Origin of the sequence: Streptomyces sp. NBC_01016 (assembly GCF_026341035.1) — a bacterium.
Classification (GTDB): Bacteria; Actinomycetota; Actinomycetes; order Streptomycetales; family Streptomycetaceae; genus Streptomyces.
Window position 1 is genome coordinate 4,102,844 of record NZ_JAPEOQ010000002.1, and the last position, 23,691, is coordinate 4,126,534.

Sequence of the window (23,691 nt, forward strand, 5' to 3'; positions counted from 1 at the left end):
CACGGCAGGCCCGGCAGGCCCGGCCGGCGCAGAGCCGGGCGCGGCGCGGGACTCCAGGTCCTTCTCCGGCCGGGGCCAAGGTCCCGCCACAGCCGGGCAGTTACTCCCTATGTGCGCACTTTCAAGGCGCTGTCACATGTCTGTGATGTTCTGTGCGGAATGCCTTGATGTGTGCCGCCTAGCTTCATGAGTACGCGGTCCACACGACGCGTTCGACTCAGCCAACTCAGCCAACTCGTTCGACTCGCTCGACTTGTTCGACTCATGGAAAGGGGCCGGCGCATGCAGACCTCTCGTATTCTCCGCACGTCTCTGGCATCCGCCGTTCTCGGCCTCGGTGCCGTGACCGCCGTCGCCGCCACCGCCGAGGCCGCTCCGGCGTCCACCGGGCCCGCGGCCGCCGCCTCCGCCGCCCAGCACACCGCCACGGCGGGCCGTACCCAGACGCTGCCGCTCAGCGACGGCAGCACCGCGCATGTCACCCGGCTGGCGAACCACACCTACCAGGCCTGGATCACGCACAAGGGTGTGCGGATCGCGGCGCTGGACTCCGCGCACAAGACCCAGCGCGTGCACGGCTACACGTATGCGCTCAACCAGGCGAACGGCTTCGTCGGCGTGGTGCACCCAGGCGGCTGGCACAGCGAGCAGAACGTGCCCCAGCACCCGGCGAAGAAGCACACGCACCACAAGAACAACGACCACAAGAACAACGACCACCAGAACAAGCACCACAAGAGCCGGGCCGGCAAGACCCACGACGTACGGCTCGCGGACGGCGCCACCGCCCACGTCACCAAGCTGGCGAACGGTACCTACCAGGCCTGGATCAACCGGCACGGGGTGCGCATCGCCGCCCTGGACGCCGGCCACAGCACGGCCCGCGCCCACGGCCACCACTACACGCTGAACGCCCACACCGGAGCCGTCCACCTGCGCTGACACTCCCGCAGCCCCACCCCCACCCCCACCCCTGCCCCCTGCTCTCTGCGCCCGCCGGGGAGGGCAGGGGCGGGGCCGTGACAGTCCGGACACGGAGCCCGAGCCACGCCGTTCGCGGGAGGGGTGTGCAGACACCCGTGCGCTGCGGCCGGCCCACGGCGCACGCACCACCCGGTCCACGTGCATCGAGCGCGAAGCCGCTCGCCGCGCCGAGCGGCTCGCTGAGAGAAGAGAGACAGGGGGGAACGGCGCCGCGATTCCGGGGTGCACCAGGACCACGAAGACTCAAGAAGCAAGAAGACCCAAGAAAGCAAGAGGCGTTCTGCGCGCGATGCGCCGGCGCAGACACCGGAGCCAGACAGGCGGGGTGACCTGTGCACCGCCCCGTATTCCGGGTACGTGTACGTCGCGACGCCCCGCACGGCGCCACCGTGCAGGGCGTCAGGTCATGGTCCCGCCTGCACAATTGGGCAAGAATGATCTTGGCCGAGGGGTGCTGGGTGCCCCGCTTTACGCCGAGAAGCCCAAGAACCTGCGGAGTACACCCGACAGTGAGGGCGAACGCCTGCCCACCGCTCCGACGGCAAGGGCGTCCTGCCGGCCGAGGCCCCGCCCCCTCCTCTACGGCTGCCGGGGATGGGGGAGCGGCCGCCTGTCGCCCGCCGGCTGCTGGACTGCAAGAGTCCCGATGGCGGCAAGCGGTGGGAGTTCGGCGTGACCGGCCAGGGCACCGGCAGCGGGCAACCTGCCGCACACGTCGCTGGCTTGATCCACACCGGTGACCGCGGCTTCCGCGACCGCGAGGCCCCTTCGGTATCCAGCCGCCCGACGCCCGGCGCTGGATAGACCGAACAGGCCCCGTCCCCTTCGCATGGAAGACACCGCGCAAACCGGATCACTGTCGACTGGGATGACGCCGTCGCACCCTGCGCCACGGCCGACTCGATGCCTACCGCGAGGCGACCGGCGCGGCCCCCAAGGAGGCCAAGGACGAAGCCGACCGCACCGCTACCGGCCCCGACGCCAGAGGGGGGCAACGACGCCGACCGGTGGTCAGTGCCGGCGGTTGCGGCGGCGCACGAGCAGCAGTACCGCCGAGCCCGCGGCGATCAGTGCAACGGCCGTACCTCCCACGGCGGTTCGCATGGTGGACGCCCCGGTCTCCGCCAGGCGCGGGTGACTGCCGGTGCCGCCCTTCGGGGGTGTGGGCAGCGGCGCGGCCGACCGGGACGAGGTGCCGGTCGGCCGCGGGGGAAGCGTGGGGGTGTCGGTGGGAGACGCCGCGGGGGACCGCGTGGGAATGGGCTTGACCGTCGGGGTCGGGGTTGGGGTGGGGGTGGGGGATGCGGCGGCCTCGACGTTCACGGTTACCAGGTTCGCCCTGGTCTCGGCTCCGCTCGGGCTCACGCAGAAGGCGTCGAAGAGGTGCTCCCCGGGGGGTGTGTCGGCGGGGACCGTATAGGGGCCGTAGGTGCCCTGCTTCCCGTGGGAGCTGGCAGTCACGCCGACGAGCGGGAAGTCCCGCTCGATGTCGACCACGTCGTCGGCATGGGGGCATGTGAGGCGCACGGTGTAATGGCCGCCGGCCGCGACCGGGTCCGGGTCGGTGGTCCGGAATACGAGGTCCTGGGGTACGGCGACGGCCTGCGTGCCGCCGAGCCCTGCCAGGAGACCGGCGACTGCGGCCGCCGCACACCTTCCGAAGGCCATGAGGAAGCTCCCTGATCGACGGCGCTGCACCCCGACAGCGTGAGGCCGGCTCGTCGGACCACTGGATCAACGCGCCGCACAGGCAAAGGGAGAACCCGCACGGCGTAGACGCGCATTGCGGCCGCGGGAACGGGGACGCCCCGGAACCCGCTCGTGCAGCCTGCACGCCAAGCGATCCGTTGCGGCAGCCGGCACGGCACGGCACGGGGCCGGGCATCGACGGCCGGCCCCCTTGTGAGGACAGCGTCACGTCCCTCTCGCTCTGCGCGCCCTGTGCCGTCGCGGCCTTCCCTTGCGGACGGAGCAACGGCGGTGATGGCCGGGCTCACGCCCCGTCCGTCCTGCGCGGGCCCGCTGCTCCGGCAGTACTTAGTGCGCGCACGACAGCTGCTGGAGCGCCCACAAAGACAGACGAGACAGACAAGACAGAAAGGGCAGAAAAGGCAGGACGGGGCGCCCACCGTTTTGGTGGACGCCCCGTGCTGGTGCGGGCGAGGGTTAGCCGCGCACGATGTTCTCGGCCTGCGGGCCCTTCTGGCCCTGGGTGACGTCGAAGCTGACCTTTTCGCCCTCGGTGAGCTCGCGGTAGCCGTTGCCGGAGATGTTGGAGTAGTGGGCAAACACGTCGGGGCCCCCGCCGTCCTGCTCGATGAAGCCGAAGCCCTTCTCGCTGTTGAACCACTTCACGGTGCCGCTGGCCATACGTCAGTCCTTCACATCACTCGAGCCGTTCCGTGGCGGATCGGCTCGGTTTCCACGAGCGTTCCCGGGTGGGACGCTCGGACGTCATCCTGCCCCAAACACGTCGGTGCTGGCCAGGACTTCGAGCGTCGACAGGATGCACGAACACACCGCAACATCCTTGAAGGGCCCCGCGCACCGCTTCGCACGCCGCGCGGGGCCCCGCCTTTCGACGTCGCGCCGGCGGAGCAGACCGCGACGCCGCCTGCCGGGCCAGGCCGGTGGCACGAACCCACAGCCCACATCCGACGCCCCTCCAGAGGCTCTCTGGTGCCGCACACCCGCACACCCGCGGCTCGCGGCCCGCGGATCTGGCGTCTCGCTCTCCGTGCCACCGCCGCAAGCCCGGCCACAAGCGGACCCCCTCCACAAGCAGGCCCCCTTACCGCGAACCGACCGCGAACTGACCGCGAGCACCGGTCAGGAGGCCGGCGCGCCGGAGGTGGCGCGTTCGGTCCGCGTCGTGGCGCCTTCGGCCCTCCTTGCCGCGCCCTCCCCCTTCGTAGCGTCGTGGCATGGACACACACGTTGCCCGGAACGGGGCTTCAAGGGCGGGCCTGCGGCAGTGGGTGGGACTGAGTGTTCTGCTGCTGCCCACCGTGCTACTCACCGCCGATCTCGGCGTGTTGTGGCTGGCCACCCCCGATCTGACCGCCGAACTGCGCCCGAGCAGTGTCCAGTTCCTGTGGGTCACCGATGCCTACGGCTTCATGACCGCGGGGTTCCTCGTGGTGATGGGCGCACTCGGCGACCGCATCGGCCGCCGCCGGCTGCTGCTCTTCGACGCCGGCGCCTATCTGGGCGCGGAGTTCATGATGCTGGCCGCGGCGCACGCCGCCGGCCCGGGGCTGCTCATCGTGGCGCGCGCGGTCCTCGGTATCGCGGGGGCCGCGATCCTGCCCTCGACGCTATAGTTGATCACCGTCATGTTTCCCGATCCGGTTCAGCGCACCCGCGCCATCTCGGTGTGGGCGACCGCGCTGGCGCTGGGCATCAGGCTGGGACCGGTGCTGGGCGGGCTGCTGCGCACTGTGGTGGGGGCTGGTGCCCCGGTGATGGTGCTGGTCCTCGTGGCCGGTCCGGTGCTGCTGCCCGAGTACCGCGACCGGGCCGCCGGGCGGATGGATTTGGTGAGCCCGGCGCTGTTCCTCCTGGGCATCCTGCCGGTCGTCTACGCCGTCAAGCGCGTCGCGGAGCTGGGCCGGCAGGGCTTGGACGTATCGGTCGGTGTGGGCGGCGTCGTCTTCGCCGTCCTGTTCGTGCGCAGACAGCGCCGGCTGGAATCCCCGATGCTGGATCTGCGCCTGTTCGCCGACCGGGCGTTCAGCGGCGCGCTCGCCGTCCTCTTCCTGGGCATGCTGGCACTGAACGGTGTGGAGTACCTGGTTCCCCAGTACCTGCAACTGGTCGGCGGGATGGGCCCGGTGACCGCGGGGGTGTGGCTGCTGCCCTCCGCCGCCGCGTTCCTCGCCGGCTCGCAGCTCACCCCGCTGCTGGCGCGCCGGCTGCGGCCCGCGTACGTCATCGCCCTCGGCTCGGCCGTCTCGCTGGCCGGCTATCTGCTGGCGCTGGTGAGCGAGCGCCCCGTCGAAGCGGCGGCAGTAATGACCGTCATCATGCTGGGAGTCGGGCCGGTCAGCGTGCTCGGCACCGCCCTGGCCGTCGGCGCCGCCCCGCCCGGGAAGGCGGGCTCCGCCGCCGCCACCGGGCAGACGGCGTACGACCTCGGCCTGGCGCTGGGCATCGCCGTCCCCGGCAGCCTGGCGGGCGCCGTCTACCGCGAGGAGATCACCGCCGGCGCGCCGCCGGGCCTGCCCGCCGACGTGGCCGCCGCGTCGCACGACACCCTCGGCACCGCGGTCAAAGCCGCCGAGAGCCTGCCCGCCCCGCTCGCCGGCCGGCTCGTCGAGGCGGCGCGGGAAGCGTTCCTGTCCGGCTTCGCCGCCGCGGCAGCGGTCAGCGCCGGCGTCGCCGTCGTGGCAGCCGCCATCGTGCTGGCCACACTCCGCCACATCCCCGCCACCGGCAGAAAACCGGAGACGACGGAGACGACGGAGACGACAGGAACGGCCGGGTCCAAGGAGCTGTCCGAGACCCCCGCACCGCCCAAGGAAGTGACCCCCGCATGACCACACACCCCACCCCCACCACCGTCATCAACCGTCAGGTCCAGCTGGCCGCCACCCCGGTGGGCACCCCGCGCCCGCACGACTTCCAGCTCGTGCGCACCGACCTGCCCCGGACCGGTCCCGGACAGCTCCTCGTGCGCAACACCTGGATGTCGGTCGACCCCTACATGCGCGAGGCGATGAAGGGCGTACCGTATCTGCCGCCGCTGCGGCCCGGGGACGCCCTGTACGGGGCCGCCGCCGGCGAGGTCGTCGTCTCCCGGGCGCAGACGGTCCCCGTGGGTGCGACGGTCACCCACTTTTCCGGCTGGTGCGACTACGCCGTCGTGGACGCGGCCGGGGCGAGCGTCGTCGACACCGCTGCGGCACCTGTGCCCGCATACCTCGGCGTGCTCGGCGCCACCGGCCTGACCGCGTACGCGACGCTCACCGAGGTCGCCCCGGTGCGCCCGGGGGACGTGGTGTTCGTGTCGGCCGCGGCCGGCGCGGTCGGCAGTGTGGCGGGCCAGATCGCCCGCGAGCTGGGCGCCGCGCGGGTGATCGGCTCGGCGGGCGGGGCGGACAAGGCGCGGACGCTTGTCGCCGAACTCGGCTTCGACGAGGGCCTGGACCACCGCGCCGCGCCCCTGTGCGAGCAACTCGCGAAGGTGGCCCCGGACGGCATCGACTACTACTTCGACAACGTCGGCGGCGATCACCTCGAAGCCGCCATCGGCGCCCTGCGCGAACGCGGCCGGATCGCCATGGTCGGCGCGGTCAGCACCTACAACGCCACCGAGCCGCCGCGGGGCCCGGCGAACCTGTTCGTCCTGTCGTCCAAGAACGCGAGCCTGCACGGCATGCTCGTCGGCGGTTACACGCACCTGCACCCCGAGTGGATCGGACGCGGCACCGCCTGGCTGGCCGCCGGCGTCCTGCGCACAAGGCAGACCGTCGTCGAGGGACTGGAACAGGCGCCCGCCGCGCTGATCGGCGTGCTGCGCGGCGCCAACACCGGCAAGATGCTCGTCCGCCTCGCCGCGGCGCACCCGCACCGAGAGGAAGCCTGAGTCATGGACAACGAGCTCTACGACTACAGCCCGATCACCGAGCGGGAGCCCGTCCGCTGGCCGAACGGGGCCCGGGTCGCGTTCTATGTCGGCCTGAACATCGAGCACTTCACGCTCGGCGTGCCCTCCACCAGCCTCAACGAGGGGACGGCCGGCCTGGTGCCGGACGCGCTGAACCACGGCTGGCGGGACTACGGCCCGCGGGTCGGCATCTGGCGGGTGATGGAGGCGCTCGACCGGTACCGCGTCCGGGCCAGTGTGCTGCTCAACTCCGACGTCACCACCCACTACCCGCAGATCATCGAAGCCGGCCGGGCCCGCGGCTGGGCCTGGCTCGCGCACGGCCGCACCAACTCCGTCCTGCAGGCCGGCATGACGCCGCAGGAGGAGCGGGAGTACCTCACCGACGTCGTCACCACGATCGAGAAGGCCACCGGGCGCCGCCCGCGCGGCTGGATGGGCCCGGCACTGACCGAGACCTTCCACACCCCGCGGCTGCTCGCCGAACTCGGCCTGGACTACGTGCTCGACTGGACCGCCGACGACCAGCCGTTCCTGCTGAACGAGCCCGGCATGCTGAGCGTGCCGTACTCCGTCGAACTGAACGACCTGGCACTGTTCACCCTGCACGGCATGACGGGTCCGGACTTCCTGCAGCTGGTCAAGGACCAGTTCGACCAGCTCTACGCCGATGCGGCGGACAGCGGCCGGGTGATGGCGCTGGCCCTGCACCCGTTCGTCATCGGCCAGGCGTTCAGGACCAGATACCTCGCGCAGGCGCTGGCGTACATCTGCGGGCACCGCGGCGTGTGGCTGACCACGAGCGACGAGATCGCCGAGCACTACCGCCGTACCGCGCAGAAGAGGCCGTAGCGGCAACGGCACGCAGGCGCCGAAGCCGACGACGGCACCCCTATCACCCATGACCGCGGGCCGAGTTGGACCGCACGCACCGCACCGCACCGCACCGCATCCACCCGGCCGGGGCCTCCCGGCGCAATACAGCGTTGTCCCCGGCCAGGGCCTGGAATAGAGTCCGGGCGTGTCCGCATCCGGCCGGGTTCCGGCCGGAACCGTTCCCCCGCACGTGACGCGGCTGCTGCTGCGCGCGGGACAGGCGGCGGGACTGGACCGAAGCCGGCTGGCGAAGGTGGCCGGGCTGGCAAGCCTGGACGACGAGGCCGTACGGCTGCCCTCGGCCTCGCTCGTACGGATATGGGAGGAGTGGGCGGCTCAGCTGCGCGACCTCGGCGGCGGCTCGCTGCCCTGGCGGCTGTGGCGCCCCGGCTCGCTCGGCGTGTGGGACTACCTGTTCACCAGCGCCGATACGCTCACGGAAGCATTCGAGCACGCCGACCGCCACGCGGCAGTCGTCACCGACCCGTCGGAGTCGTTCACACCGGTGCACGACGCCGCCGGACTCACCGTCACCTTCCACGGCCGGTTCGCCAGCCACCCGATCTTCCCGATCATCGCCGAGTTCGCCGTGTCGATGATCCTCACCGCGGCCGCCTCGGGCGCCGGCCGCCCGCTGACCCCGCTCCGGGTGACCCTCACCGGCCCTGCGCCGCGCCGGCACGGGCACCTGGCCGAGACGTACGGCACCCGCAACATCGCGTTCGGCGCGGAGACGCCCTCCGTCACCTTCTCGGCCGCCGACACGAACCGGCCCCTGCCGCGGGCGGATCCGGTACTGGCAGCCATCCTGCGCGACCACGCACGCACCAGGGTGGCCACCTCCCGCACTGTGCTGTCGTGGCTCGACCGCTTCCGCGGCGAGGCCGAACTGAGCCTCACCCACATCGCCCACAGACTGGGGATGTCACCCCGCACGGTGCAGCGCCGCCTCCACGAACAGGACACCACCTGGCGCACGGAGCTGGAATGCGCCCGCCGGCGGCGCGTGGAGCAGCTGCTCGCGACCTCACTGACCGTGGAGTCGATCGCGACCCGCACCGGCTACACCGACCCGCGCTCCCTGCGCCGCGCCCTCCACCGCTGGTACGGCCAGGGCCCCGCCGAACTGCGCCGCCCCCGCACCTCGCCGTAACCCCCCAGGAACCCAGCCACCCCGGGGAGCCGGCACACACTCCGACGCACCCCATGAAAGACAGCGAATCGGGGAGAGCAACGGCCAACACAGGGCGCGGTGGCGCGACGAGGACGACGCGGCACACCGCCGGGCCAGCTCCGGGCGCCGTGAGCGCCGCGTGGATGCGGCCATGAACACCTTCATGCCGCTGCGCCGCGGGAGCGCCGAGGACGCCCGCCGGAGCGTGCCGCTCACCGGCGGCGGCACCGTACGCCTCCAGACCTCGGCCGTCCTGCGGCTGGACGAGAACGCGTTCGCCGACGTACTGACGCAGCCACGCATCGAGGAGTGGACCGGCATGACGGTCCACGCCATGGGGTCCCCGGGGCGGATGGAGCTCTTCCCGGCCTGCCCTCTGCCGTCCGGACCGATCCGAATGCTGTTGCCGAAGACCGCCAGGGGCAGGCTGCTCACCGAGGCCCCCTGCCCTCGTCCACGGCGGCCGTGAAAGGTGCCGATCGGTCATCTCGCCGCTTGCCGTGAGCGCCGAGGCAGGAATCCTCCCGGGCCGCGCGGGCACACCTGGCTGAAATCTGGTGGGTGTGTGGCTGGGATCATTCGGGTGCCGGGCGGGTCAAACGGAATCTTCCAACAGGGGTGCTGGGCAGGCAGGTTGAGGCGAAACGGTCCTGATAGCATCCCGGCGGCGATCTTGATCAACTCATCCAGCGTGCCGACTTGACACGTGCCTGCGGGGTGAGAGCGGGGGTACGGGTCGCCAGTTCCTCCTGCCCGTGCCACGAGAGGTGTCCATGACCCACGCACTTGTGTGGACCCTGGGTGCGATTGCGCTGATATCCGTCGCCGCGAATGTCGCACTCATTACCCGCAACCGAGCGGTGACCGCGAAGAGACGCCAGGCCGAGGCCGCGCAGAAACAGGAGCTGAGCCGCGCCACCGCGCAACTCGCGGCCCAGCAGGGCGAGTTGGCCGCGGCCCGCTCCGAGCGGGAGAGCGTCATCGCCGGGGCGCGCGAGGCCGCGGAGGACAGCACGAAGAGCGTCCTCAAGGGCGCGGCGAGCTTCCTGCAGAGCCTTGCGGCCGAACAGACCGCCCTGCTGGACACCGTGCAGCGCAAGCACGGCGGCCACGAGGTGCTCAGCGACCTCCTCGACGTGGCGCACGCGAACGCCCAGATGGCACGCAAGGCACAGGGCATCGCGGTGATGTGCGGTGCGCCGCTGGGCCGCCGCAACCGGCCGGCCAGCGTGTACGACGTCGTGCAGAACGCGAAGGGCCAGATCCGCAACTTCCAGCGCGTGTCGATCATGCAGCAGAGCGGCCTCGCCCTCAAGGCGTCCGCGGTCACCCCGGTGGCCCTGGCGGTCGCCGAGCTGCTGGACAACGCGGCGAGCTTCTCGCAGCACGACGCTCCGATCGAGGTCACGTTCCAGCGTGTCCAGGGCAACCTCTGCATCGTCATCGACGACGCCGGCGTCAGCATGAACGACGAGGACCGGCAGCGGGCGACCGCCCTGCTCTCCGGCGACGAGGCGCCGCGGCTGCAGCAGCTGGGCACGCAGCCCAAGTTCGGTTTCCCCGTGATCGGCCTGATCGCCCGTCAGCACGGCTTCCAGGTGGACGTCACCGGGGTCTCCCGCTACGGCGGAGTGCGGGCCGTCGTCCGACTGCCCGAGGAGTTGTGGACCATGGAAGAGGCGACCCCCAAGGCCGCGGCGCCGGCTCCCGCTCCCGCCCCCGCCCCCCACCCTGCACCCGTACGGCAGGGTCCGGGCCCGTCCGGGGTCGCTCCCCAGCGCACCGCGCACGGACTGCCCAAGCGCGCTGCCCGGCAGACGCCGACGGCCTCCCCGGCAGCAGTCCGCGCGCCCCGTCCGGTGGACGAGGCCACGCAGACAGGGCCGCGGGCATCCAGCCGGGGCCTGGGTGCGTTCCAGCGCGGCACCCTTGAAGCCCGCGCCGATGAGTCCCCCCTGGGCGAAGGGTCTGATGAGCGGTGAGCACCTCCGACCTGTCATGGATGCTCGATGACATCGTTAACAACGTGCCCGGCGCGCGCCATGCGGTCCTGCTGTCCGCCGACGGCCTGCCCCGTGCATCCACCGAGGGCCTCGGCGAGCGGGACCTGGTGACCATCTCCACGGCCATGTCCGGTATCCAGGCCCTGAGCCGGGCCACGGCGCCCTTCGTCGGAACCGCGCCGGCCGCGTCCTGGACGCAGACCATCATCGAGTTCCAGCACGGCTGGATCTTCCTGATCGGAGCCGGTCAGGGCGCCTATCTGGCGGCGGCCGCGGAACCCCATGTGGACATGCAGCAGATCAGTTACCGCATGCACCGTCTGGTGGCCCGGCTGGGACACAACATGACGTCCGCACCTCGCGTGGACGGTCCGCAGGCAGGCCGGCGCGGCAGCCCCGAGCCGGCGCCCGGTGAGGAGACGGCCGATGTGCTCAAGGAGCTCGATGTGGCGCTCGCCGACGTGCACGGCGCCCGCCACGCGGTGCTGCTGGGCGGCGACGGACTGCCGCGCGGCGGCACCTCGGGCCTGCCGCGCGATCTCGCCGACCGGATCTCGGCGGCCATGACCGGCATCCACGCCAACAGCCGGGCCGCCGCGCAGTTCGCGGGCGCGACCGCGGACGTGGCGTGGCAGCAGACGGCCATCGAGTTCCAGCACGGGTGGATCTTCCTCATCGCCGCCGGTGACGGGGCGCTCCTGGCGGCCTCGGCCGACCACGACTGCAACATCGAGCACTTGACGTCCCAGCTGCATGCGGCAGAGCTCAGGATCGCGGCCTCTGCCGGGGCCGGCAGGGTGCCCGGCAATGTCTGAGCCCAGCGGTCCGGACCTCGAGCTGACGTCCGACCTCGTCCCGCTCTTCGTGATCACGAACGGGCGGTCCCTGCCCCCCGAGCACGAATTCGAGCACACCGCGATGGTGACCTCTGCCGACGGGTCCGAGGCCGCCCTGCGCGCCCTGACGCCCGAGGCCCGCAGGGTCATGGAAGTGGTCACCGGCGGGGTCCTGTCCGTCGCCGAGGTCGCCGGCCACACCCGGTTCCCGATCGGCGTCGTGCGCATCCTGCTGGCCCAACTCGCGGAGGCCGGCCTGCTCGACGTCCGCCAGCCGGTCCCGGCCGCCGAGCTGGTGGACATCGACCTCGTCCGTGCTGTGCGCACCGGCCTGCAGAAGAAATTCGGAGTGTGACGTGTACCTGGATCCCTCTGTCAGCCAGGCCGTGAAGGTGCTCATCGTGGGCCATTTCGGCGTGGGGAAAACCACCTGCATCGGCAGTCTCTCGGAGATCAAACCGCTGCGGACCGAAGAGCAGATCACGATGGCCAGTGTGGGGCTCGACGACCTCACCAGCACACCGAACAAGACGACCACCACCGTGGCCATGGACTTCGGCCGCCTCACCCTCTCCGACAGCCTGGTCCTCTACCTGTTCGGCACGCCCGGCCAGGAGCGGTTCACCGAAATGTGGGAGGACCTCTCGCGCGGCGCACTGGGCGCGCTCGTCCTGGTCGACCCCGCGCGCATCGACGAGTCCTTCGCCGTCCTCGACCTCGTCGAGTCGTTCGGACTCACCTACACGGTCGGTGTGAACTCCTTCGCGGGCGGCACCGAGTACGCCCTCAAGGAGGTGCACGAGGCACTGAACCTCCACCCCGAGACCCCGATCGTGCGGTGCGACGTACGCGACGAGCGTTCCTCCGCCGAGGCACTGATCACCCTCGTGCAGCACCTCATGACCCAGCTCGCCGCCTAGGAGCCCCTGCATGTCCCAGCCGACCGACCCCCGCCTGATACCGCCCGGCTGCCCGGCGCACGCCCAGGGCGGCAACACCCAGCTGTACGGGACCGATTTCGCGGCCAACCCCGAGGCCTACTACGCGCACCTGCGACAGGCCGGGCCCAGCGCGCCCGTCGACATCGCCCCCGGCGTCGAGGTCGAACTCGTCACCAGCTACGACGCCGCCCTGCACATCCTGCAGAACCCGGCCACCTTCCCGCGCGACGCGCGCCGCTGGAACGCGCTGAACGAGGGGCGGGTGCCGGCCGACAGCCCGGCCCTGCCGATGATGGCCTGGCGGCGCAACGCCCTGTTCGCCGACGGTGCCGACCACGCCAAGCTGCGCCAGGCCGTCACCGCTGCCCTGGCCACCGTGGACGAGCGTGCGCTGATCCGCCAGACCCAGGCCTCCGCCGACTACCTCATCAGCGGCTTCAGCTCGGACCGGCACGGCCGCGCCGAGCTCATGGCCGAGTACGCCGGCCCCCTGCCCCTCTTGGTCTTCTCCCACCTGTTCGGCTGCCCTCCCGAGATCGGCGACCGGGTCATCACCGGGATCTCCGGCATCTTCGAGGGCGCCGCCGGCGCGGACCAGATCCTCGGCCAGGCGCTCGCCGAGCTGATCTCGCTCAAGCACCGCCGGCCGGGCGACGACCTCACCACCGAGCTGATCCGCCAGCACACCCTCCTCACCAGCGACCGGGCCGAGGCCGACGAGGCCGTGCTCCAGCAGCTCGTCACGCTGCTCTCCGGCGGCACCGCCCCGCTCGCCGCGGCCATCGGCACCAGCGCCGCCCTGTACCTGGGGGAGGACTGGCCCACCGGCCTTCCGGTCGAGGACGCCGTCTCCCAGGCCCTGTGGTCCTACGCGCCGATCGCCAACTACGCCGGTCACTACCCGACGGTGGACATCGAACTCGGCGAGCGGAGGCTGCGGGCCGGCGATCCGGTGCTCATCTCGTTCGCCGCGGCCAACACGGATCCGCGGCTGACCGAGCACCGGGCCCAGCTCAACTCGAAGGCCCATCTCGCGTTCGGGGCGGGACCCCACGCGTGTCCGGCGAAGGACCCGGCGCTGCTGATCGCGGTGACGGCGGTCGAGTGCCTGCTCAACCGGCTGCCCGACCTGGAGCTCGACAGGCCCTTCTCGGCGCTCGACTGGGTGCCCTCGCCGTGGAGCCGCGCGCTGGCCGCGTTGCCCGTGCGCTTCTCCCCACGGGCCGTCTCCACCGCCTCCGCCCCGTACGAGTCCGCCGCCCCGGCGGTGTCCCGGCCCACGCCCGGCCTCCAGCCGCCCGCGGCCGAACCGGCCGCCTCCGCTTCCACCGGAGCCGGCGTCGAGGACGAGTCCGGCCAGGGCAAAAAGCGCAAGGCGGGACTGTTCAGCCGCTTCGTGGCATGGACCAGGGGCGAGTGACGCAGGCAACTCCACTTTCCTGCGGTGCCATTGGATACTCAAATGATCTTGTGGGTATTCATGGCGGCTGATGCTCGGAAAGGAGCACAGTGGGAATCGCCGTACTGCCGCAGGATCTTCGCCGCGCCACCGTCAGAGTCTTCTCGCGCCTGCGCACCCCCCAGGGGCAGGCAAATCCACTCCCTCACTACGCCGAACTCGCTGCATCAGGACCGGTCAGCCCCGCACCCTGGGGCGGCCACCTGGTCACCGGGTTCGCCGAGTGCGACCAGGTCCTGCGCGACCGGCAGTGGTGCGAACCCGACCGGCGCTGGCGCGAGCGGCAGGGCCCAGGCACCCGCTGGGCCGCGCCGTCCTCGCAGGAGATGAGCCACGCCCTGCCCAACCTCAACGGGCCGGAACACGCCCGAATACGCCGGGCGGCCGACGGTTTCGACCGCGCCGCCATCGGCCGTCTCCGCCCCGTCATCACGACAGCCACCGACCGCCTCCTCGACACATTCCACGAACAACTCCGCCACGGGGAGGCCGACTTCGCAGCCCTGGTCGGCGAGGAGCTCCCCATCGCCACGGTCGGACACTGGCTGGGCTTGCCCCGCGCCGACTGGCCCCGGCTGCGCGAGCTCACCCACGACCAGGTGTTCACCCAGGAACTCCTGCCGACGGCCAGTCAGCTCGCCCGCTCCGACGCCGCAACCGTGGAACTGCGCACGTACTTCACCGACCTCGTCCGCGCTCGCCGCGCCCGCCCGGGAGACGACCCCGTCTCGCAGTGGATCCGCACCTGGGACACCCTCGAAACCGACCGCGACCAGGCCGACCACCAGGTCTACCACCTGGCCCGCTTCGTCCTGCTGGCCGCGCTGGAGACCACCGCGACCCTGCTGTCGCAAGCGGTCCTCCACCTCGTCGAACACCCCCTGCACTGGGACGCGGTCGCCGCCGACCCCGAACTCGTCCCGGGCGCCGTGGAGGAGAGCCTGCGCTACGACCCGCCCACCCATGTGATCAGCCGCGTCGCCTCCCACGACATGCGCCTGGCCGGCCGCGACATCCGTGAGGGCGAGATGGCCCACCTCCTGATCGGCGCCGCCCACCACGACCCGCACCGGCACGCCGACCCCGCCACCTACAACCCGCACCGAAACCCCGGCGGCCACCTCGCCTTCAGCGGCGGCGTCCACTACTGCCTCGGCGCCCCCCTGGCCCGCCTGGAAGCACAGACCCTCATCACCCAACTCACCCGCCGCATCCCCCGCCTCACCCTCGTACGCCCGCCCACCTGGGCGCCCCGCGTCGCCTTCCGCCGCCTCCTGAACCTGGACCTCACCCTCGCATGACCGACCACCTCCAGCCCTCCGACGGCTACAAAACCCTCCACCTCGACCAGGACGGGCCCGTCCTGCACGCCCGGCTCCACGCCGGCCGCACGGACGCCGTCCTCGACGTCGCCGCCATCGACGACCTCCTGCGACTGCTCGACAGCCTCACCGAGCGCACCGACGTGAAGGTCCTGGTCCTGTCCTCGCTGGCCGACGACTTCTGCCTGGGAGCCGACCGCAGCGAGTTCGCCGACGCACGCAAGGCCGACCCGACCGGCGCGGCCCTGCGCCGCATCGTCGACAAGGGCTTCCGGCTCTGTCAGGCCCTGGAGACCACCGACGCCATCACCATCGCGCGCCTCCACGGCCGGGTCACCGGTGCCGGCCTCGCCCTCGTCTCCTACTGTGACCTCCGCGTCGGCGCCGACACCAGCCGCTACCGCATGCCCGAAGTAGGCCTCGGACTGCCACCCGCATGGGGCGGCGCCACCGGCCGCCTCATCACCGAGGTCGGAGTCTCCCGCATCCGTGAACTCATGCTGACCAGCCGCGAGTTCGACGCTGCCACCGCGCACCGGATCGACTTCCTGCACGAAACCGTGCCCGAAGAGGGCCTCGACCGCGCGGTCACCGCCTGGACGCGTCTCCTCGGCCGCCGCTCCCAGGAATCAATGATCGCCGCCAAACGGATACTGACCGGCTACGCCCGCGCCGACCGCACCGCCGACCTGGGCCTGCTCGACGCCAATCTCCTCACCGCCCACCTGTAATTCAGGACGGGCTCGGAGCCGGGGCGGGCGCCTGCAGGAGTGAGGCAGGCAGATAGGCAGAGGTCGCCGTGCAGGTCCCAGCCGTGGACCTGCAGGCGAGCACGGACAGAGCGATCGCGCCCAGGGGGAGCAGGCTCTCGGGCCCGGCCTCTTCACCGGCGGCGCTTCGGTGGGTGACGAGCCGTTCGTGCAGCGCCTGCTCGAACGCGGCCTGGTCGCCGCGGAGCAGGATGCGCAGCAGCCGCTGGTCGGGGCCCGTGGCCCCGGCCGCATCCAGCGCGAGGGCAGCGTCGAGGCGCTCGCCCATCGACGGCATCCACAGGGGAACTTCCGGCCAGCCGCGGGGCAGACGGCCGGCCGACGGCGTCAAGTAACCGCACAGGGCGTCCACCTGCGCGAGACCGGCTGCATCGGAGACCGAGCCGCACGCTACGCGCTGAACTCACCGACGCGATGGAAGAGCGGCCTGTCGCTGCGGCGACTGCGGGTGTCGGGCGATCTTGCGGGTCTGCTGCGTCTACTCGCGATCGAGGCGCTCGGCCGGCGAACCGTGTGAGACATGCAACGAACACCCATGATCAATTTCCGCCGCGTCCGGCCCGCCGCCTAGCGTCCCCCGGACACATCGACAGCCGGGGGCTTATCGAGCGGAAAGACAGCACGTGATGACCCCGGCCCACAGCGGCAGAGGCTCCGGGAGCCTCATATCCGCCCTGCTGCCCGACGGGGCAGAGGGGCCGTTCCTGGTGCTCCTCTTCGCCGCCCTGATCGGGCCGGCCTTCTACGGCCGGTACAAGCAGCGCCGCGACGGCACGCACCCGCCGCGTGTGAACGCCGCGGTGCAGCGGGGCGCGGCCCGGGTCACCCTCTGCGGCGCCGTCCTTGCGGAAATCCTCGGCCTGATCGGGATCTTCGCCTTCAAAACCACGTGGCACGTGGTGGGCAGGCGTCGCGCCGCTCGTCCTCTGCGCCTTCGGGATCGTCCTGGTCCGATGGGCACGCGCGCACGCCCGGGGACACAGGTGACGCGCTCGGACAAGTGGCTGGTCGTCGCCCTGGTCGTGCTGATCATGGCCACCGTCTGCAACGCCGTCACGAGCCGCACCGGCTGGGGCCGCGTGCGCGAGCTGGCCATCGGCGTCTACGTCATCAGCTTTCTGGCCTGGCACTTCCGCAGCGACCGGCGCAAGCGGCACGCAGGGAAGAGGAAGCCGAAGTGAAGCTCCACATGGACGGGACGGACCGGGTCCTGCTCATCGCGCTGACCATCCTCGGCATTGCCAACGCCACGGACTCGGACGCCTCGACCGGGTGGCGGCTGTGGGGCACCTTCATGCCCGCCGCCCTCGCCTGCAGGATCATCCGCGATGCCCGCCGCAAGCGGCGCAGGCAGCGTGCCGAGCGCCAGGCCCTGCTGACGCGCCTCGACCGCCTCATGCGCCGCGAGGTGAAGCGCCGATGAAGAAGCACCTGAAGAAGAACCTCGGCGCCGTGCCGGGCGGTGCTGCGGTCAGCGTGGCGGGCGGGGCGAGCGGCGCCGCCTGGGGCGGATCCGGCGGCGCAGTCGTGCCGTGGTGGCTGTGTGCCCTCGTAGGAATCGTTCTCCTCCCACTGATCGTGATCATCGTCCAGAACGTCCGTGACATGGTCCGGCTGGCGAAGGCGAACCGATGAAGTGGATCTCGCCCAGCGGGCCGCCGCGCAGCCGGAGGTTCCATGCCGTCCAGATCGGGCTCGTCGTGGGCTACTGCCTCGCGGGCGGCGTCGAGGTCTCCGTATGGCGCTACTCGGTGCAGGCGGCCTGCATCGGCGCGCTGATTGCCTCGTCCGTCTGGAACTGGTGGCGCATGCGGCGCACATGGAAGAAGGGCCCCAAGTGATCAAGCGCCTGAAGAAGCTCGGTGCGATGCCCGCCACCACTGGCGGCATCACCACTGGCGGCATCGCCGCTGGCGGGGTCGCCGCTGGCGGGGTCGGCGGCAGCACCTGGAGCGGATTCGGTTCCGATGTCGCCGTGGTCATGCCGTGGCGGCTGTGGGCCCTCTTGGGAGCCGTCCTCTGCGCGCTGTTCGTGGCCACCGTCAAGAACATCCGTGACGCACTCCGTCTGGCAAAGGCGAACCGATGAAGCCGCCTGCCAAACGGCGGCTGAAGTTCGTGGGTGTGGTTGCGGACCCGCCGAAGCCGCTCACCGTCCTGGAGATCGTGGTGAACGTCGCCACGGCCGTCATGGTCTTCGGCGCCCTCGGGTTCATCACAGGCAAGTGGGACATGGCGATCGGCGCGGGCGTCAGCGGCACGGGGGTCCACCTCCTGTTCCAGTGGTGGTGGCGCCGTTCCGACCGGCCGGAGCACAACGAGGGCGAAGATGGGTAAGCCCACGAGGCTCGTCCTGTACGCCTTGGTCGTGTTCGCCGTTCTGGGCGCCATCGAAGCCGTCACGGGAAAGTGGAACGCCGTCATCAACGGCGGGTGCATTTTTCTCGGCTCCGTGGGCTGGAACTACTTCCACGCCCGGCGCATCGAGCAGCGCGGGAACGACGATGATCATTAACGTCCTGGTCCGGATCATGTACGCGCTCATCCTCGGCGGCATGGTCGCCTACGTCGCCCAGGGCCTCTTCCATGACGGCTGGGTGTCGGCGGCCTTCGGTGCCATCACCGTCGCCGTCTGCGCTGTCTGGAACCTGCGCCGGGCCACGGTGTACCGCGACAAACGGCTGGGCAGCTCCGGCACCCGTATCAGCCGGTTCCTGGCCACGCGTACCGGCCTCGCCGTCATGCTCGTAGTGCTGGCGCTGGCCATGGCGCTCTTCATGCTCGGCTGGGGCGACTGTCCCACGCGGGACGCCTCCGGGAAGTGCGGCATGCCCAGCCACATGAACTGGTAGCCAAGCAGGGAGCCTGGCCCCCCTGTCCGGGAATCGCGACCATTACGGCCGCTCCCGAAGTTTCTACTCCTCCTGCTTCGGTGGGTTCCGAGTGACCTGACGGAGCTGCTTCTCGACGTCGAACCGGTTGAGGTCGCTTTTGAACGCGTACATGGAGACCGCATCCTGTGCCCTCGCCGCGGCCTCGAACCAGACCTCGCGTTGCTTCTCGCGTTCATCATCATCGAGGTGCTCGAGCTTCCGGCCCTCGTCGTCGGCCGAGTGGAGGCGCGATACGGCGGCAGAGATCCACAACCGGATCACCGTCGGCGGAGCGAGGTCGGGTCAGCTCGGATCCGTCCGCAGCTGCCCGGTGGCGGGGGCCGCGGGAGCCAGGGTGACGCCATGGGCCGCTGCGAGGCGGATGACTGCATCCTCGAAGGCCGTGACGTTCTCCTCCGTCGGGCCTTCGGAGCGGGCCCTTGCAGAGGCGGCGTTCAATTCGACCTGAGCTGCTTCCTTTCCCTCCATTCTGCGACTTTATGAGAGGAAGCTCGGCTGACCGGTGCGGGTCCGCAAGGCGAGCGAGAACCGGCGTCGTTTCCCGCCGCCTCAGAACCGACAAGTCCACCACTGGCCCTGGAGGGCGTGACCGTGCCGTTCGACCCCGACCGCCCGGCCCCGGCAAACGGGATGAAGTACCGCACCGAGTACGGCTACATCCTGGCCGGCCCGGACGAACGAGGATGCTGCGTGATCCACGAACTGTGGGTCGCACCGGAGCACCGCGGAAACGGAACAGGACGCCTACTCGTCGACCACGTCCGCACCTGGGCAAGAGAACACGCCCTGGCACCGTTGATCGTCCACTGCTCGCCCCGCAATAGAGACGGGCGCGCCTTCTACGAGGCGCTCGGGATGCGGGCTGTGTCCGTGGTCTACCAAGACGATCTGGCCGAGTAGACAAAGCGTCGTGGCAGCACAACGGAGCTACCAGCAGATGACACCCCTCAGCTCCTGGACGCGTTCTGTTGTCACTGACCTCCATCAGCACCATGTGCGGCGCCTACATCGCCGACTGGAACGAAACACACATCCACAACCCCAACTGGCCGCCACACGCGAAATTCCACAACGCGCAGACCATGAGCACCGGCGCCGCACTCGGCGCCATCGGACTGTGGGCACTGTGGGGCCGCGGAGCCGACGCCTCCGGCGAGCGACTGAAACTGGCGACCGGTGCCGCCTCGCTGTACTGGATCACCCAGATGTCGGCCATCGCGTACCCCGGAACCGCCTTCATGGACCCGCCGAAGAAGGGCGCCCCGCAAGCAGTACTCGCCGGGGCCACACTCACCCTCAACGGCCTGGCCTTCGCCCTGGAACGCCGACGGCTGCGCCGGTGATACCCGGCCGCCGATTCCTCACCGTGCTCCGCCGCACGGGGATCACACAACTCCACCACCACGTGGAACAGGAGTCAGAGATACAGAGATCCCGCCCAACCTTCCGACCGGGCGGGATCTCATCACTGATCTTCGTGTGCTCCGCTTCCCTGCACGGCCAGACCAGGAGATCGACACACCAACTACCCCTCCTTGTACGCCAACTAAAAATCCTCGTCACAACGAACACACCCACCGGGCCGAGCGCACGGGCCGCAACCCCTCCACAGGCGAGGCGATCACCATCCCCACTGCCTACAGCGTGAAGGCGACCGCGGACTCCAAGCTCAAGAAGGCCGCCAAGAACAAGCAGCCCCCTCGAAGCCGGGACGCTGGCGAGGCACGCAGACACCTCGCAGACGTGGAACCTCGAGATACCGAGAGACGGCGATGTGTACCGAACCACAATCGGACTCACTAGCCTTACCGCACAAGCGTTACGCCCAGGTGATGCCCAACTCCCTTAGTGCGCCCAGCTGCTCGGCGTCGAGTTTGTCGCGCCGGGTCTTGGTGTTGGTGATCCATACGCCCAGCTTCACAATCACTGGCTCCGCTTCGCCGTCGACGGCGATCGGTTCGCTGTGTCCGCGCGGCACCGGCCGGTGGGCGCCTTCCCGCTCGACCCACTGCGTGAGGGCTGTCAGGCCTCGTTGGAATGCCTGCTGCGCTTTGCTCGGTCCCTTCGTCGTACGAGTGGCTGTCGGGGCGGGCTGGATGCCCAGCTTGGTCAGCCGCTCCTGCTGCTCGGGAAGGAGCCGTGCCCAGTTGCCCGGCTGCTTCTGCTGCTTCAGCCATTTGCCGATGTCGTCGCTGTCCATGAGTACGCCGGGTGCGATGTCGGGGAGCCGGCCGTCGGGTTCGTCGGCGGCGAGGTCGGCCAGGACGCGGTAGTGCCGCTGCCAGTCCAGCGGCCACGGGCAGTTCCAGTCCGGGTCGATCTCCGCTAGCTGCGCCGCACGTACGGCGGCGCGCACCGGGGCCTTGCCCAGGCCGTTCTTCTGCCCCTTCCGGCGGAGGTTGGCGATGTGCTGTCCGACGGGCACCAGCGTCTCGCTCTCGCCCCACACTGCGTCCTGGCGGGGTGCGAGGTGTCCGGTGGCCCGCCGGTACGAGCGGAGCGCGGCGAGCTTGTTCTCCCAGGCTTCCTCGCCCGGCTCCCACGCCATCCCGGCTTCCGGGGCGTCCAGCAGGGTCTTGCGCCGCTCCTCCAGTTCCCCGGCCCGTAGTGCTTTGCGCTGCTGGTGCACCCACCTGCCGAGGGGGAAGTCCTTGGTGACGCCGACCTCGGTCTCGGCGTCGTAGGGGACGGCGTAGAGGCCGGTGATCTGGTTCTCGGCCCGCCAGCGCAGCAGGGCTTGGTAGCCCTCCAGCCACACCAGCGACTCGGGCTGGTAGACCCGGGTGCGCAGAAAGGCGGCGATCGTGGCCGCGTCTCTGGGGGAGGAGAAGCGGAGCAGTACGGACTCGGCAGTGTCGTCCTGCTCCTGGTCGTCGCCGTCATCTTCGCCGCCGGCCCCGACGATCCGGCCGCTCTTGTCCCGCTGGATGTGGACCGTGCGCTTTCCGCTGGTGAGGGCGCGGGAGGCGAGCTGCTCGACGAGTCGTTCATCATGCGATCGCAGACCCTGGAGCACAGCTACGAGCGGACGGAACGAGGCGCTGGCGATCATGTCGGTGGGGTTTTCGCCGGGCTTCAGGAACACGGGCACGATGATCCGTGCGACCTTGGTGGAGCCGTCTTTGTTGAGGCGGAGTGCGCGGCCGATGTTCTGCACGATCTCGACCTGGGAGCCGCGGGTGTCGGCGAAGCAGACGGCTTCCACGCCTCGTTTGCCGGTGATGTCGACGCCTTCTCCGAGTACGCGACAGCTGGCGAGGAACGCGCGGTGCACGCGCCGGTTGCTGGCGTCGATGCCCTCTGCGAACTGGCGCAGGGCTTCCCGGCGTTCGGTGACGTGGTGGTCGCCGCACAGCCATGCTGACCAGACGCGCTCTGGTGGTACGTGGCGGCCGGCGTCGAGTTCGTAGAAGTCGGCGTCGATCGATGATGCGGGGAGCCGGTCCGCGGCCACCAGGCCGTCCTCGGAGGTGTCGTTGGCGTACAGCTCCGCGGCGGTCTCCGGCAGTTTCTCCGCGAAGGCCGCTGCTTCCTCCACCTTCTGATGGAAGGTCATCACCGTACGGAGGTTCCACTTCGCGGCGTGTTCCAGGAGTGCGGTCTGGAGCAGGGCCAGGCGCCGGCCACGCTGCGCCTCTTCGGATTCCCCGAGGACGGGGGAGGGGTCGCGGATCTCGAGGACGTCGATCTCGAATCCGGCGAGGATTTCGCGTTCGATCGCCTCCGAGAGTCCCAGCTCGGCCAGCCATGGTCCGTAGATCTCGGAGTCCTGGCCCATGGACGCGATCTCCGCCTCCTGGCCGTGCGGGCCCTTCTGCGGGCGGGGCGCGGCGAGGATGCGGGGGGTTGCGGTGAGGTAGAGCCGGTAGTCGGCGGGGACGCGGGCGTTGTCGTGGATCGCCGCCCATGGCTTGCCAAGATCGCCTGCGGTTGAGTGCGCCTCGTCGACGATGGCGAGCGAAAAACCGTCCATCCGCTGTCCGTACAGCTGCTCCCCGCCCGCGAGAGCGGCCTCCAGCGGCCCGCGCACCTTCCGCTGACCCGCAGGGTCGTCGAAGTCCTCGCGGTCCACGAGGGAGGCGTATGTGGCGAGCACGATGACGGGTCCGTGTCCGGCCCACAGGGCGAGCTGGATCGGGTTGGTGGTGGTGCGCACCCCCAACGCACCCAGGACCGGGTCGTTCTCCAGCGAGCACACCGTGACCATCGGCGCGGTGTGGCCCACCAGACGCCAGGCCTCGACGGTCTGCGCGAGCAGGTCCAGGGTCGGCACCATGACCAGGATCCGACCGCCCGCGAACGACTCCAGCGCGCATGCGGCGGCCGTGATCGTCTTGCCCGAGCCGGTCGCGGACACGATCGTGCCCCGGGCACCCTGCGGGGACACCGGTGCCCTTTCAGGGAACCCCACCCACCGGCGAAACGCGGAGCGTTGAGCTACCTGGTGCCCCTTGAGCCGAATCGCTGACATCTTCGTGCCCCCTCAACGCCTGAATTCATTCAGGCGAGGATCTCACCCCTAGGGTGTCCCATGCTTCCACCAAAGGTACATGCTGCATCAATTTTGATGCAGCTAAGACACCAACACCCCAGACCCCAACCAGCCACACACCTTTGCCGCTAGCCCGGCCCGCGCCAGCGGGCCCAAGTTCCGCAGGCGCAGCCGAAGGAACCCCAGGGCAGCGGACCTGCCCCCAAGGCTGAAGCGCAGCGGAAGCCTCCAGGTGAGAGCGAAGCTCGAACCCGCTCCGAGAGCGCAGCGAACGGAGCCTCAATCCCCATGCGCAGCATGGGGATTGAGCGGGATGCGCAGCATCCCGCCAG

28 protein-coding genes and 2 pseudogenes are annotated in these 23,691 nt (G+C 70.5%); 24 read left to right on the forward strand and 6 right to left on the reverse strand.

Translation table 11 applies throughout. The features are described 5' to 3' along the window. The first annotated feature begins 282 nt into the window (after window positions 1-282). On the forward strand, window positions 283-942 hold the full coding sequence (locus OG746_RS45265) for a hypothetical protein (protein WP_266718577.1): 660 nt from the start codon (window positions 283-285) through the stop codon (window positions 940-942). Window positions 943-1,995: 1,053 nt separating this feature from the next. Here OG746_RS45265 and OG746_RS45270 read toward each other — a convergent pair. Together OG746_RS45270 and OG746_RS45275 are read right to left on the reverse strand one after the other, a co-directional pair. Then, window positions 1,996-2,652, reverse strand: a complete 657-nt coding sequence (locus OG746_RS45270) for a hypothetical protein (protein ID WP_266718579.1) — start codon at window positions 2,650-2,652, stop codon at window positions 1,996-1,998. Between the two features lie 498 nt (window positions 2,653-3,150). Next, window positions 3,151-3,354, reverse strand: coding sequence for a cold-shock protein (locus tag OG746_RS45275; protein ID WP_266718581.1), 204 nt, complete (start codon window positions 3,352-3,354; stop codon window positions 3,151-3,153). A gap of 554 nt (window positions 3,355-3,908) precedes the next feature. Here OG746_RS45275 and OG746_RS45280 point away from each other — a divergent pair. The 12 genes and pseudogenes from OG746_RS45280 (at window position 3,909) to OG746_RS45335 (ending at window position 15,934) form a co-directional block, all read left to right on the forward strand. Next, window positions 3,909-5,522, forward strand: a pseudogene (locus OG746_RS45280) (MFS transporter). Continuing rightward, window positions 5,519-6,571, forward strand: a complete 1,053-nt coding sequence (locus OG746_RS45285) for an NADP-dependent oxidoreductase (protein ID WP_266718583.1) — start codon at window positions 5,519-5,521, stop codon at window positions 6,569-6,571. The pseudogene OG746_RS45280 and the gene OG746_RS45285 overlap by 4 nt, the downstream one beginning before the upstream one ends. A 3-nt stretch (window positions 6,572-6,574) precedes the next feature. Then, window positions 6,575-7,444 (forward strand): polysaccharide deacetylase family protein, encoded by an 870-nt coding sequence (locus OG746_RS45290; RefSeq protein ID WP_266718585.1) that lies wholly within the window; start codon window positions 6,575-6,577, stop codon window positions 7,442-7,444. 169 nt (window positions 7,445-7,613) lie between these two features. Then, window positions 7,614-8,621, forward strand: a complete 1,008-nt coding sequence (locus tag OG746_RS45295; protein ID WP_266718587.1) for an AraC family transcriptional regulator ligand-binding domain-containing protein — start codon at window positions 7,614-7,616, stop codon at window positions 8,619-8,621. Between the two features lie 172 nt (window positions 8,622-8,793). After that, window positions 8,794-9,119, forward strand: a pseudogene (locus OG746_RS45300) (methyltransferase, FxLD system); the annotation flags it as partial. Window positions 9,120-9,415: 296 nt separating this feature from the next. Beyond that, entirely contained in the window at window positions 9,416-10,624 is a 1,209-nt protein-coding gene (locus tag OG746_RS45305) for an ATP-binding protein (protein ID WP_266718589.1), read from the forward strand. 20 nt (window positions 10,625-10,644) lie between these two features. Continuing rightward, window positions 10,645-11,460, forward strand: a complete 816-nt coding sequence (locus OG746_RS45310) for a roadblock/LC7 domain-containing protein (protein ID WP_266719214.1) — start codon at window positions 10,645-10,647, stop codon at window positions 11,458-11,460. After that, window positions 11,453-11,836 (forward strand): DUF742 domain-containing protein, encoded by a 384-nt coding sequence (locus OG746_RS45315; RefSeq protein WP_266718590.1) that lies wholly within the window; start codon window positions 11,453-11,455, stop codon window positions 11,834-11,836. The genes OG746_RS45310 and OG746_RS45315 overlap by 8 nt, the downstream gene beginning before the upstream one ends. Window position 11,837: 1 nt before the next feature. Further along, a complete protein-coding gene (locus OG746_RS45320) occupies window positions 11,838-12,401 on the forward strand; it encodes a GTP-binding protein (protein ID WP_266718591.1) in 564 nt (187 codons plus the stop codon). Window positions 12,402-12,411: 10 nt separating this feature from the next. Beyond that, window positions 12,412-13,842 carry a cytochrome P450 family protein gene (locus OG746_RS45325; RefSeq protein ID WP_266718592.1) on the forward strand — a complete coding sequence of 477 codons (1,431 nt, stop codon included), beginning with the start codon at window positions 12,412-12,414 and terminating at the stop codon, window positions 13,840-13,842. An 89-nt stretch (window positions 13,843-13,931) separates the two neighbouring features. Next, window positions 13,932-15,182, forward strand: coding sequence for a cytochrome P450 (locus tag OG746_RS45330; RefSeq protein ID WP_266718593.1), 1,251 nt, complete (start codon window positions 13,932-13,934; stop codon window positions 15,180-15,182). Next, the gene (locus OG746_RS45335) at window positions 15,179-15,934 is read left to right on the forward strand and encodes an enoyl-CoA hydratase/isomerase family protein (protein ID WP_266718595.1); all 756 of its coding nucleotides are present in this window, start codon (window positions 15,179-15,181) and stop codon (window positions 15,932-15,934) included. The genes OG746_RS45330 and OG746_RS45335 overlap by 4 nt, the downstream gene beginning before the upstream one ends. 1 nt (window position 15,935) lies before the next feature. On the opposite strand, the gene OG746_RS45340 is transcribed toward OG746_RS45335, so the two are convergent. Beyond that, window positions 15,936-16,241 (reverse strand): Imm49 family immunity protein, encoded by a 306-nt coding sequence (locus OG746_RS45340; protein WP_323179666.1) that lies wholly within the window; start codon window positions 16,239-16,241, stop codon window positions 15,936-15,938. 358 nt (window positions 16,242-16,599) lie between these two features. On the opposite strand from OG746_RS45340, the gene OG746_RS45345 reads away from it, so the two are divergent. The 8 genes from OG746_RS45345 to OG746_RS45380 are packed head-to-tail and all read left to right on the forward strand — an operon-like array spanning window position 16,600 to window position 18,825. Next, on the forward strand, window positions 16,600-17,154 hold the full coding sequence (locus tag OG746_RS45345) for a hypothetical protein (protein ID WP_266718596.1): 555 nt from the start codon (window positions 16,600-16,602) through the stop codon (window positions 17,152-17,154). Beyond that, window positions 17,151-17,396, forward strand: coding sequence for a hypothetical protein (locus OG746_RS45350; RefSeq protein ID WP_266718597.1), 246 nt, complete (start codon window positions 17,151-17,153; stop codon window positions 17,394-17,396). The genes OG746_RS45345 and OG746_RS45350 overlap by 4 nt, the downstream gene beginning before the upstream one ends. Then, the gene (locus OG746_RS45355; RefSeq protein ID WP_266718598.1) at window positions 17,393-17,608 is read left to right on the forward strand and encodes a hypothetical protein; all 216 of its coding nucleotides are present in this window, start codon (window positions 17,393-17,395) and stop codon (window positions 17,606-17,608) included. The genes OG746_RS45350 and OG746_RS45355 overlap by 4 nt, the downstream gene beginning before the upstream one ends. Then, window positions 17,605-17,814 (forward strand): hypothetical protein, encoded by a 210-nt coding sequence (locus OG746_RS45360; protein WP_266718600.1) that lies wholly within the window; start codon window positions 17,605-17,607, stop codon window positions 17,812-17,814. The genes OG746_RS45355 and OG746_RS45360 overlap by 4 nt, the downstream gene beginning before the upstream one ends. Further along, window positions 17,811-18,062 carry a hypothetical protein gene (locus OG746_RS45365; RefSeq protein WP_266718602.1) on the forward strand — a complete coding sequence of 84 codons (252 nt, stop codon included), beginning with the start codon at window positions 17,811-17,813 and terminating at the stop codon, window positions 18,060-18,062. The genes OG746_RS45360 and OG746_RS45365 overlap by 4 nt, the downstream gene beginning before the upstream one ends. Continuing rightward, window positions 18,059-18,310, forward strand: coding sequence for a hypothetical protein (locus OG746_RS45370; RefSeq protein ID WP_266718604.1), 252 nt, complete (start codon window positions 18,059-18,061; stop codon window positions 18,308-18,310). The genes OG746_RS45365 and OG746_RS45370 overlap by 4 nt, the downstream gene beginning before the upstream one ends. Further along, window positions 18,303-18,488: a hypothetical protein gene (locus tag OG746_RS45375; protein ID WP_266718606.1), complete on the forward strand. Its 186-nt coding sequence runs from the start codon at window positions 18,303-18,305 to the stop codon at window positions 18,486-18,488. The genes OG746_RS45370 and OG746_RS45375 overlap by 8 nt, the downstream gene beginning before the upstream one ends. Continuing rightward, window positions 18,478-18,825 carry a hypothetical protein gene (locus tag OG746_RS45380; protein ID WP_266718608.1) on the forward strand — a complete coding sequence of 116 codons (348 nt, stop codon included), beginning with the start codon at window positions 18,478-18,480 and terminating at the stop codon, window positions 18,823-18,825. The genes OG746_RS45375 and OG746_RS45380 overlap by 11 nt, the downstream gene beginning before the upstream one ends. A gap of 63 nt (window positions 18,826-18,888) precedes the next feature. Here the strand turns inward: OG746_RS45380 and OG746_RS45385 are convergent, their stop codons facing one another. Continuing rightward, window positions 18,889-19,119, reverse strand: a complete 231-nt coding sequence (locus OG746_RS45385) for a hypothetical protein (protein WP_266718610.1) — start codon at window positions 19,117-19,119, stop codon at window positions 18,889-18,891. 30 nt (window positions 19,120-19,149) lie between these two features. Further along, window positions 19,150-19,335 (reverse strand): hypothetical protein, encoded by a 186-nt coding sequence (locus OG746_RS45390; protein ID WP_266718611.1) that lies wholly within the window; start codon window positions 19,333-19,335, stop codon window positions 19,150-19,152. Between the two features lie 123 nt (window positions 19,336-19,458). Between OG746_RS45390 and OG746_RS45395 the strand changes: the two genes are divergently transcribed. The 3 genes from OG746_RS45395 to OG746_RS45740 all read left to right on the forward strand — a co-directional run bounded on the left by OG746_RS45395 (window position 19,459) and on the right by OG746_RS45740 (window position 20,670). Continuing rightward, complete coding sequence (locus OG746_RS45395; RefSeq protein ID WP_266718613.1) at window positions 19,459-19,767, forward strand: GNAT family N-acetyltransferase; 309 nt, start codon at window positions 19,459-19,461, stop codon at window positions 19,765-19,767. Between the two features lie 68 nt (window positions 19,768-19,835). Further along, on the forward strand, window positions 19,836-20,210 hold the full coding sequence (locus tag OG746_RS45400) for a DUF6640 family protein (RefSeq protein ID WP_266718615.1): 375 nt from the start codon (window positions 19,836-19,838) through the stop codon (window positions 20,208-20,210). 136 nt (window positions 20,211-20,346) lie between these two features. Next, the gene (locus tag OG746_RS45740) at window positions 20,347-20,670 is read left to right on the forward strand and encodes an HU family DNA-binding protein (protein WP_524540451.1); all 324 of its coding nucleotides are present in this window, start codon (window positions 20,347-20,349) and stop codon (window positions 20,668-20,670) included. 16 nt (window positions 20,671-20,686) lie between these two features. On the opposite strand, the gene OG746_RS45410 is transcribed toward OG746_RS45740, so the two are convergent. Continuing rightward, complete coding sequence (locus OG746_RS45410; protein ID WP_266718617.1) at window positions 20,687-23,338, reverse strand: DEAD/DEAH box helicase; 2,652 nt, start codon at window positions 23,336-23,338, stop codon at window positions 20,687-20,689. Window positions 23,339-23,691: the final 353 nt, after the last annotated feature.

What these genes read in the sequence shown, in the direction of transcription:
- OG746_RS45265 (WP_266718577.1), top strand. Translation starts at nt 283, where the DNA reads ATGCAGACCTCTCGTATTCTCCGCACGTCTCTGGCATCCGCCGTTCTC.
- OG746_RS45270 (WP_266718579.1), bottom strand. Translation starts at nt 2,652, where the DNA reads ATGGCCTTCGGAAGGTGTGCGGCGGCCGCAGTCGCCGGTCTCCTGGCA.
- OG746_RS45275 (WP_266718581.1), bottom strand. Translation starts at nt 3,354, where the DNA reads ATGGCCAGCGGCACCGTGAAGTGGTTCAACAGCGAGAAGGGCTTCGGC.
- OG746_RS45285 (WP_266718583.1), top strand. Translation starts at nt 5,519, where the DNA reads ATGACCACACACCCCACCCCCACCACCGTCATCAACCGTCAGGTCCAG.
- OG746_RS45290 (WP_266718585.1), top strand. Translation starts at nt 6,575, where the DNA reads ATGGACAACGAGCTCTACGACTACAGCCCGATCACCGAGCGGGAGCCC.
- OG746_RS45305 (WP_266718589.1), top strand. Translation starts at nt 9,416, where the DNA reads ATGACCCACGCACTTGTGTGGACCCTGGGTGCGATTGCGCTGATATCC.
- OG746_RS45310 (WP_266719214.1), top strand. Translation starts at nt 10,645, where the DNA reads ATGCTCGATGACATCGTTAACAACGTGCCCGGCGCGCGCCATGCGGTC.
- OG746_RS45315 (WP_266718590.1), top strand. Translation starts at nt 11,453, where the DNA reads ATGTCTGAGCCCAGCGGTCCGGACCTCGAGCTGACGTCCGACCTCGTC.
- OG746_RS45325 (WP_266718592.1), top strand. Translation starts at nt 12,412, where the DNA reads ATGTCCCAGCCGACCGACCCCCGCCTGATACCGCCCGGCTGCCCGGCG.
- OG746_RS45335 (WP_266718595.1), top strand. Translation starts at nt 15,179, where the DNA reads ATGACCGACCACCTCCAGCCCTCCGACGGCTACAAAACCCTCCACCTC.
- OG746_RS45340 (WP_323179666.1), bottom strand. Translation starts at nt 16,241, where the DNA reads ATGGGCGAGCGCCTCGACGCTGCCCTCGCGCTGGATGCGGCCGGGGCC.
- OG746_RS45345 (WP_266718596.1), top strand. Translation starts at nt 16,600, where the DNA reads ATGACCCCGGCCCACAGCGGCAGAGGCTCCGGGAGCCTCATATCCGCC.
- OG746_RS45355 (WP_266718598.1), top strand. Translation starts at nt 17,393, where the DNA reads ATGAAGAAGCACCTGAAGAAGAACCTCGGCGCCGTGCCGGGCGGTGCT.
- OG746_RS45360 (WP_266718600.1), top strand. Translation starts at nt 17,605, where the DNA reads ATGAAGTGGATCTCGCCCAGCGGGCCGCCGCGCAGCCGGAGGTTCCAT.
- OG746_RS45370 (WP_266718604.1), top strand. Translation starts at nt 18,059, where the DNA reads ATGAAGCCGCCTGCCAAACGGCGGCTGAAGTTCGTGGGTGTGGTTGCG.
- OG746_RS45375 (WP_266718606.1), top strand. Translation starts at nt 18,303, where the DNA reads ATGGGTAAGCCCACGAGGCTCGTCCTGTACGCCTTGGTCGTGTTCGCC.
- OG746_RS45380 (WP_266718608.1), top strand. Translation starts at nt 18,478, where the DNA reads ATGATCATTAACGTCCTGGTCCGGATCATGTACGCGCTCATCCTCGGC.
- OG746_RS45390 (WP_266718611.1), bottom strand. Translation starts at nt 19,335, where the DNA reads ATGGAGGGAAAGGAAGCAGCTCAGGTCGAATTGAACGCCGCCTCTGCA.
- OG746_RS45410 (WP_266718617.1), bottom strand. Translation starts at nt 23,338, where the DNA reads ATGTCAGCGATTCGGCTCAAGGGGCACCAGGTAGCTCAACGCTCCGCG.